Here is an 8,494-nt window from a genome sequence, read left to right as displayed (position 1 = left end):
GCCTCGATCTTGAATTCTTCTGGGTAGGGTTGCTTGCTTTGCATGGCACCTCCGATTGGGCCTCAGTTTGAGGCTCGAAGGTGTCTACTGGACCCGGGTCGATTCAGACACGACCTCAAGCACCGACAACGAGTGGCGCTGGAGGTACAGGAAGTCGCGCTCCAGGTGCGACTCAAACGCCACCTGCCCCCCACCTGGCCAACTCAAATTTCCGCGCACGCTGCGCCGGTTGGTCGGAATTTTTCGGACTGAAGAAATCTTCATCGGGATAGTCGCGCCAATTTGGGTTGTTCTGTAGGGCCAGTCGCATCGAATATGGCAACTCTCGTCGCATTCAATCGGGTACCAACAGCTCCTAACCCATTGTTCCAGCGTCTTCCCAGTCGCATCGAGTGAGACACCTCACAGCGGCTCACCGCCGCGGCCCGGCGAGATCACGCTCGCGCAGCACGGCGTGCTGTTCCTGGACGAACTGCCGGAGTTTCAACGCACCTCGCTGGAGGCATTGCGCGAGCCGCTGGAGACGGGACGCGTCCACATCTCGCGCTCCGCGCATCAGGCGGAGTTCCCGGCCCGATTCCAGCTCGTCGCCGCGATGAACCCCTGCCCCTGCGGACACCTCGGCAATCCGACGAAGGCCTGCCGTTGCTCGCCGGATCAGGTCGCGCGATATCAGGGCCGGCTCTCGGGGCCCCTGCTGGACCGGATCGATCTGATGGTGGACGTACCGGTGCTGCCGGCCGCGGTGCTGTCGGCGGCGGCGGACGGGGAAAGCAGCGCGACGGTGGCGCGGCGGGTGGCCGCCGCATGGCAGCTCGCCATCGCGCGGCAGGGGTGCATCAATGGACTGCTGCCGCCCGCACGGCTCGACGCGCACCTGCATCTGGAGTCCTCAGCGGAGACCATGCTGCATCGCGCAGCCGCGCGGCTGGCCTGGTCCGGCCGCAGCTACCACCGCGTGCTGAGAATCGCGAGAACGGTGGCCGACCTGGCCGGCAGCGAGACGATCGGAGCCTCCCACGTGGCAGAGGCGATTCAGTGGCGACGAGCCCTGCCCGGCAGGGAGTGAGCACAACCGCCCTCACCCGCCGCGGCCCGTCGCCGCCCCCATCGCAGTCCTGGTCCTGGTCCTGGCTACGGCCATCGCCGTTGCCATCGCCGTTGCCACCCAGGCGCTGTCATCGCTGGCGCAATGCCATCGACGTCAGGCCGTGGGGTGTGTCAGCCGTGGGGGTTTACTGGCGGATCAACTGCCCGTCGTTCACCCGCACCACGTCGCCGTTCTGCACGCCCGGGTCATGGCTGAACTGCATCGTGCGGATGCTCTGGTCGGCATTGCGCATGCGGACGACCCAGACGGTGGTGCTGCGCTGGCGCTTCTCGATCTCGTTGCCGGCGTAGCCGCCCGCGACGGCGCCACCGACCGTGGCGATCTTCTTGCCGGTGCCACCGCCGATCGCGCTGCCCAGCAGGCCGCCGACCACCGCGCCACCGACCACGCCGATGCCGGAGCCCTGGCCCTCACGGGCCTCGGTACGGACCGACAGCACCGTCGCGCAGCTTGCGCACAGACGCGGCGCGCTCTGGGTATCACCGCTCGCGCTGGAGGCGTCCGCATACCCGCCGCTGTCGCGCGCTGGTTGCGTCACCGGGCGTTGCTGCACCGGCACGCGCGTCGGGGCCACCGTGTCGGCCGCCGCCTGCTTGGCGGCGCGCGCCTCGTCGGCGGCGTTCGCGCCATTGCGGTCGACGACGTTGGGCTGCGTCACCGCGGCGAGCGGCGCGTCGGCGGCCGACGGCGCGGATTGCTGGCGTCCTGCGAAGAACGCCGCCACGACCAGCACCGCTGCCCCAACTGCGCCGGCAGCCATCTTTTGATTGGTATTCAACGCCATGATTCACCTCTTATGGTTTACCCCTATCTCCGGGGATGGGCGAAGAATGCCACGCTGTTACAAGTCGCGGGGCCCGGTTCCTGTTCCTTTTGTAAAGGGGTGAAACGCCGCCTGTAGGACAACGCCGCGTCGAGGTGTTTTCGTTGCCACCGCGCATCGCGTGCCCCCTCCTCGCCCCCTCCCTTCACCCTTACCCGCCCTCTCCCCTGCACCCCAAGGCCCGCGACCTATTGATGTCGTTGGGGCCGGAATGGGGTGAGGGGGTCCAGGAGGGAGCCCCCTCACCCCGTGGAGCGCCCGCGTTTGGCGAAGCGCAGTCGGAGGCTGGGAGCGGGGAGCGGAGAGCCGGAAGTCGGGAGCCGACCCCGCGATCCATCACCGCGGCGCGCAGGCACGCCCCACGGGGCCAGAGCGTCAGGGGCCTGCGAACTCAGCCCAGCAACGGGGCCAACGCGCGCTGCGCGTCGACCTGATCCAGCGCCATGCGCGCCGCCCAGTCCGCCACCTGGTCATCGCCGATCCGGCCGACATTGAAGTAGGCCGACTCCGGGTGCGCGAAGTAGAAACCGCTCACGCTCGCCGCCGGCGTCATCGCCATGCCCTCGGTGAGGTCCATGCCGATGTCGATGGGCTGAAGCACGCGGAACAGGTCGCGCTTGACCAGATGGTCCGGACAGGCCGGATACCCGGGCGCCGGCCGGATGCCGCGATAGGCCTCGGCGATCAGTTGCTCGTTGCTGAGCGCCTCGTCCGGCACATAGGCCCAGAACTCCTGCCGCACGCGCTGGTGCAACCGCTCCGCGAAGGCCTCGGCCAGGCGGTCCGCCAGCGCCTTCAGCATGATCGCGGAGTAGTCGTCCAGGTCGTCCATGAACTGCCGCTCCTTCTTGTCCACGCCCAGACCGGCGGTGACGGCGAACAGTCCGATGTAGTCCGGCACCGTGCCCTTGGCGGCGATGTAGTCGGCCAGCGCGCGGTTGGGTCGCCGCACGCCGTCCACCACCGGACGCTCCGTCTGCATGCGCAGCCCGCGCCAGGTCATGAGGACCTCGGAGCGGCTCTCGTCGGTGTAGATCTCGATGTCGTCGTCGTTGACCTGCGCGGCCGGGTACAGGCCGAGCACACCGCTGGCCGTCAGCCAGCGGCCCTCGATCAGCCGCTGCAGCATCCGCTTGCCGTCGCTGAAGACGCGCTGCGCCTCGGCGCCGACGACCTCGTCCTTCAGGATCGCCGGGAACGGTCCCGCCAGATCCCAGGTCTGGAAGAACGGGCCCCAGTCGATGCACTGCGCCAGCTCGGCCAGGTCGTAGTTGCGGAACTGGCGTCGGCCGATGAAGCGCGGCACCGGCGGCGTGTAGGTCGTGAAGTCGGCGCGGAACTTGTTCTCCCGCGCCTGCGCCAGCGTCACCAGCGGCGTCTGCTTCTTGTTGGCGTGCAGCTCGCGGACCTTCTCGTAATCCGACTTCAGCTCGTCGATGAAGCGCGTGGCGCGCTCGTCGGACAGCAGCTCCGCGCAGACGCCCACCGAGCGCGACGCATCCGGCACGTAGACCACCGGCCCCTCGTAATGCGGCGAGATCTTCACCGCCGTGTGCACCCGGCTGGTCGTCGCGCCGCCGATCAGCAGCGGGATCTTCTTAACGCGGAAGTAGTCGTCGCGCTGCATCTCGGCGGCGACGTGCTGCATCTCCTCCAGGCTGGGCGTGATCAGGCCGGACAGGCCGATGATGTCCGCGCCCTCCACCTTCGCCTTGGCCAGGATGTCCTGACACGGGACCATCACGCCCATGTTCACGACCTCGAAGTTGTTGCACTGCAGGACCACCGTGACGATGTTCTTGCCGATGTCGTGCACGTCGCCCTTGACCGTCGCGATGACGATCTTGCCCTTGGCTTTCACGTCCCCGCCGGCGGCGGCGAGCTGGCGCTTCTCTTCCTCGATGTAGGGCACCAGATGGGCGACCGCCTGTTTCATCACGCGGGCGCTCTTCACCACCTGCGGCAGGAACATCTTGCCCGCGCCGAAGCGGTCGCCGACCACGTTCATGCCGGCCATCAGCGGGCCCTCGATCACGTGCAGCGGCCGGCCGCCGCGGGCCCGGATCGCCTGCCACGCTTCTTCCGTGTCCTCGACGATGAAGTCGGTGATGCCATGGATCAGCGCATGCGACAGGCGCGTCTCGACATCGTGGACCCGCCACGCCAGCTTGGCGCTGTCGTCCTTGGCGGCGCCCTTGACCGTCTCGGCCACCTCCAGCAGCCGTTCGGTCGAGTCGGCGCGGCGGTTCAGCACCACGTCCTCGACGCGCTCGCGCAGGTCGGCCGGGATCTCGTCGTAGACGCCGACCATGCCGGCGTTGACGATGCCCATGTCCATGCCGGCCTGGATCGCGTGATACAGGAAGACGGTGTGAATGGCCTCGCGCACCGGCTCGTTGCCGCGGAAGCTGAAGGACACGTTGGACACACCGCCGCTGACCTTGGCGCCTGGCAAGTGCCGCTTGATCCAGCGCGTGGCCTCGATGAAGTCGACGGCGTAGTTGTCGTGCTCCTCGATGCCGGTGGCGATCGCGAAGATGTTGGGGTCGAAGATGATGTCCTCGGGCGGGAAGCCGATCTCGTCGACCAGCATCCGGTAGGCGCGCTCGCAGATCTCGGTCTTGCGCTGGTAGGTGTCCGCCTGCCCCTTCTCGTCGAAGGCCATCACGACGGTGGCCGCGCCGTAGCGGCGGATCAGCTTGGCCTGGCGGCGGAACTCGGCCTCGCCCTCCTTCAGCGAGATCGAGTTGACGATGCCCTTGCCCTGGATGCACTTCAGGCCGGCCTCGATCACGTCCCACTTGGACGAGTCGATCATGATCGGCACGCGCGCGATCTCGGGCTCCGAGGCGATCAAGTTGAGGAAGCGCACCATCGCGGCCTTGCTGTCGAGCATGGCCTCGTCCATGTTGATGTCGATGACCTGCGCGCCGTTCTCGACCTGCTGGCGCGCCACGCTCAGCGCCGCCTCGAACTCGCCGTTCAGGATCAATCGCGCGAACGCCTTCGAGCCGGTGACATTGGTCCGCTCGCCGATGTTGACGAACAGGGTGCCGGCGCCGATCTGGACCGGCTCCAGGCCGGAGAGCTTCATCGGCGCCACGGCGCCGCGCGGCTCGATGGGCGGAGAAACAGACGCGGGCGCGGGGGATGCGGACGACGGACTGGCGGACATGACGGCCTCGACGGACTTTCTGGAACTCTGGTCGATCGACGGGGCCGCGCAACTCACCGCAACCCCGCGGGGATGCGGGACGGTGAGCGTCGTTGTTGAACGGCCCGCGGAGTGTGGCGCCGTCGTTCCGAGCCTGGCGGGCCCCCGGATGATCGGGACCCCTCGCAACGCTCCTCGGAAACCGCCGCTGCCGACGCATCGCCGGGCAGACGTCGCGAGGAGCGGAAACGGCGTGCATTCTACCGGTCCGGCCCTGCTTTGTTCGTGCCGGATTCCCTCCCGGCGAGGGGCCCGCGCGTATGCTCGCCCAAGACGACGGTCACATTCAGATACATCCGACGACGAGGCGACAAGACCGTGGAACTGGTCCAACTTCCCCCTCACAGCCTGCGCGTGGGGCAGGTGCTGACGTTCTCGCTGCGTGACGCGGCGGGGCATTTGCTGTTCGCGTCGGGGCACCCGTTGCCGGACACCCCGCAGGTGCGGGACCTGCTGGCGCGCGGCCCCTTCGTGCAGGCGCACGAGACCCGTGAATACCAGCGCGCCCTTGCGCACAAGCTCGACACGATGATGCTGCAGGGGGCGTCGCTGTCGGCGCTCGCCAACGCGAAGGCGGAATACAAGCCGACCCAGCCGATGCGGCTGACGCCACCGACCGCGCCGGCGCACACCGCCATCTGGTCCGACCTGCAATGGCATGCGCAGCAGGTGCTGCGCGATCCGCGGCGGCCGGATTTCCTGGTCCGCCTGACCCAGTTGCAGGACACCGCGCTGACGCGGTTGACGCAGCAGCCCGACGCCTCGCTGGCGACGCTGATCCACGACGCCGGCCTGGAGCCGGAGCGTTACAGCGCGCGGCATGCGCTGCTGTCGCTGGTGCTGGCCGAGATGACCACCCGCCAACTGGGCTGGGGCGAAGGCCGACGGCGCGCGCTGGGTCTGGCCGCGTTGACGATGAATCTGGGCATCGCGCAGCAGCAGGACCAGCACGCGCTGCTCACGGAGACGCTGGCGCCGGCGCAGCGCGAGCAACTGGCCGGTCATGGCGATCGCGCCGCGAGCCTGCTGCTGGAGGTCGGCGTGACCGACGAGGCCTGGCTGGGCGCGGTGCGGTTGCACCACGACGCGGGTCCGGGCCCGTTGGCGGGCCGCGCCGACGGCGAGCTGCTGGGTCGCCTGCTGCGCCGGATCGACCTCTATGGGGCGCGACTCAGCCCGCGCCGCAACCGCCGGGCGCTGTCGGCGGCGCAGGCGGCTCGTGCCGTCTATCTCGACGAACTGCAGCGGCCGGACGAGGCGGGTGCCGCGCTGATCAAGGCGATCGGCCTGTACCCGCCGGGCTCGCTGGTGCGATTGACCGGTGGCGAGGAGGGCATGGTCCTGAAGCGTGGCCACAGCGCCAACGAGCCGATCGTGGCCGCGCTGGTGGGTCGCAGCGGCACGCCGCTGACGGTGCCGGTGTTGCGTGACACACGCCTGCCTGGCCAGACGATCACGGCGAGCCTGGCACCGCACGAGATCCGCTTGCGGATCAACATGGACGCCATGCTGAAGCTCTACTGAGCCCCCGAGGGTGGCAGCACCCACCCCTCGACACCCACACGAAGTCCACGCTCACCGTCGGACGCGCGCATCGCAGACGAATGACCGGCAGCGCGACGAATCGCAGGCGGCAGGTTGCTGCATGGCGGACCGGGCGGAGCCGGGGCCGCTGGCGAAGCCGAGCGCGCACGCGGAGCGTGCATCAACAACTGACTGGGCGCCTCTGTCTGAGCTGGCGAGCCGCAGGTGAGCGAGCGAGTTGGGCGCCCTGGCGCGAGCGCGGGAGCCAGCAGCCCCGCGACGAATCGCAGGCGGCAGGTTGCTGCATGGCGGATCGGGCGGAGCCGGGGCCGCTGGCGAAGCCGAGCGCGCACGCGGAGCGTGCATCAACAACTGACTGGGCGCCTCTGTCTGAGCTGGCGAGCCGCAGGTGAGCGAGCGAGTTGGGCGCCCTAGCGCGAGCGCGGGAGCCAGCGGCCCCGCGACGAATCGCAGGCGACAGGTTGCTGCATGGCGGACCGGGCGGAGCCGGGGCCGCTGGCGAAGCCGAGCGCGCACGCGGAGCGTGCATCAACAACTGACTGGGCGCCTCTGTCTGAGCTGGCGAGCCGCAGGTGAGCGAGCGAGTTGGGCGCCCTAGCGCGAGCGCGGGAGCCAGCGGCCCCGGCTCTGCCCGATCCGCGGCCTCGGTGGGTTCAGTAGGGTGCGTTCAAGCGACCGCCTCTTCCCCCACCAGCCCGCTGAACAGCTTGCTTCCCCAGCGCCTCGGCTGATACGCCGAGACTTTCTGGGCGATCGCACGGATGTGATCGGGCGTGGTGCCGCAGCAGCCGCCGGCGATATTCAGGAACCCGGCGCTCGCGAACTCCCCGACCAGCCGCCCGGTCACGTCGGGCGTTTCATCGAAGCCGGTGTCGCTCATCGGATTGGGCAACCCGGCGTTGGGATAGCAGGAGATGGGCGTATCGTCTGCGGCCTTCGAGAGCTCCTCGATATAGGGCCGCATCAACGCGGCTCCCAGCGCGCAATTCAACCCGATGGCCAATGGTCGCGCATGGCGGACCGAATGCCAGAACGCCGTCACCGTCTGGCCGGAGAGGATGCGACCGGAGGCGTCGGTGACCGTGCCGGAGATGATGACCGGCAGCCGTTCGCCGGTGTCTTCCATCAGCTCGTCGAGCGCGAAGATCGCGGCCTTGGCGTTGAGCGTGTCGAAGATGGTTTCGACCAGGAACAGGTCCACGCCGCCTTCCAGCAACCCCTTGGCCTGCTCGTAATACGCGGCGCGCAGCGTATCGAAGTCGACATTGCGGGCACCGGGGTCGTTGACATCGGGGCTGATGGAGGCGGTGCGCGGCGTCGGGCCCAGCGCGCCGGCGGCGAAGCGCGGCTTGTCCGGGGTGCTGAACGCGTCGCAGGCTTCCCGGGCCAGCCGGGCAGCGGCCACGTTCATCTCGTAGGCGTGCGCCTCTAGCCCGTAGTCCTCCTGCGCGACCGAGGTCGTGCCGAAGGTATTGGTCTCGATGATGTCCGCGCCGGCATCGAGGTACTGGCGGTGGATCTCCGAAATCACGTCCGGCCGGGTCATCACCAGCAGGTCGTTGTTGCCCTTGAGGTCCTTGGGGTGGTCCGCGAAGCGCGTGCCACGGAAGTCGGCCTCGGTCAGCTTGTAGCGCTGGATCATCGTGCCCATCGCGCCGTCCAGCACGGCGATGCGCTGCGCCAGGATGGCGGGCAGCGCGGCGCCGCGGGTGTAGGGGATGGCGGAACGGGGCGGGGTCGGGGCGGTCATGGGGTGCAATTGTAGGAAGTCGCGCCGGGCCGGACGGCGTCGGGGCCTTCG

At 68.8% G+C, this 8,494-nt stretch carries 4 protein-coding genes, 1 pseudogene and 1 riboswitch; of the genes and pseudogenes, 2 read left to right on the top strand and 3 right to left on the bottom strand.

Annotation, left to right across the window (positions count from 1 at the left end; genetic code table 11):
- Window positions 1–409: 409 nt before the first annotated feature.
- Window positions 410–1,069: pseudogene (locus CDN99_RS21260) on the top strand (ATP-binding protein); the annotation flags it as partial.
- A gap of 166 nt (window positions 1,070–1,235) precedes the next feature.
- Here CDN99_RS21260 and CDN99_RS21255 read toward each other — a convergent pair.
- Together CDN99_RS21255 and metH are read right to left on the bottom strand one after the other, a co-directional pair.
- On the bottom strand, window positions 1,236–1,889 hold the full coding sequence (locus CDN99_RS21255) for a glycine zipper 2TM domain-containing protein (RefSeq protein ID WP_238139635.1): 654 nt from the start codon (window positions 1,887–1,889) through the stop codon (window positions 1,236–1,238).
- A gap of 436 nt (window positions 1,890–2,325) precedes the next feature.
- Window positions 2,326–5,028: a methionine synthase gene (gene metH / locus CDN99_RS21250; protein WP_238139642.1), complete on the bottom strand. Its 2,703-nt coding sequence runs from the start codon at window positions 5,026–5,028 to the stop codon at window positions 2,326–2,328.
- A gap of 158 nt (window positions 5,029–5,186) precedes the next feature.
- A riboswitch (S-adenosyl-L-homocysteine riboswitch) is annotated at window positions 5,187–5,291 on the bottom strand.
- A 175-nt stretch (window positions 5,292–5,466) separates the two neighbouring features.
- On the opposite strand from metH, the gene CDN99_RS21245 reads away from it, so the two are divergent.
- Window positions 5,467–6,672, top strand: coding sequence for an HD-GYP domain-containing protein (locus CDN99_RS21245; protein WP_141100902.1), 1,206 nt, complete (start codon window positions 5,467–5,469; stop codon window positions 6,670–6,672).
- A 688-nt stretch (window positions 6,673–7,360) separates the two neighbouring features.
- On the opposite strand, the gene CDN99_RS21240 is transcribed toward CDN99_RS21245, so the two are convergent.
- Window positions 7,361–8,443, bottom strand: coding sequence for a homocysteine S-methyltransferase family protein (locus tag CDN99_RS21240; protein ID WP_088386899.1), 1,083 nt, complete (start codon window positions 8,441–8,443; stop codon window positions 7,361–7,363).
- Window positions 8,444–8,494: the final 51 nt, after the last annotated feature.

The sequence above is a fragment of the Roseateles aquatilis genome, from assembly GCF_002205645.1.
Lineage (GTDB): Bacteria > Pseudomonadota > Gammaproteobacteria > Burkholderiales > Burkholderiaceae_C > Roseateles > Roseateles aquatilis.
The sequence above is the reverse complement of the archived record's forward strand: the minus strand, read 5'-3'. Positions and strand labels throughout refer to the sequence as shown.

Excerpts from the sequence above, each read along its gene's own strand:
- CDN99_RS21240 (WP_088386899.1), bottom strand. The coding sequence starts at position 8,443 with ATGACCGCCCCGACCCCGCCCCGTTCCGCCATCCCCTACACCCGCGGC.
- metH (WP_238139642.1), bottom strand. The coding sequence starts at position 5,028 with ATGAAGCTCTCCGGCCTGGAGCCGGTCCAGATCGGCGCCGGCACCCTG.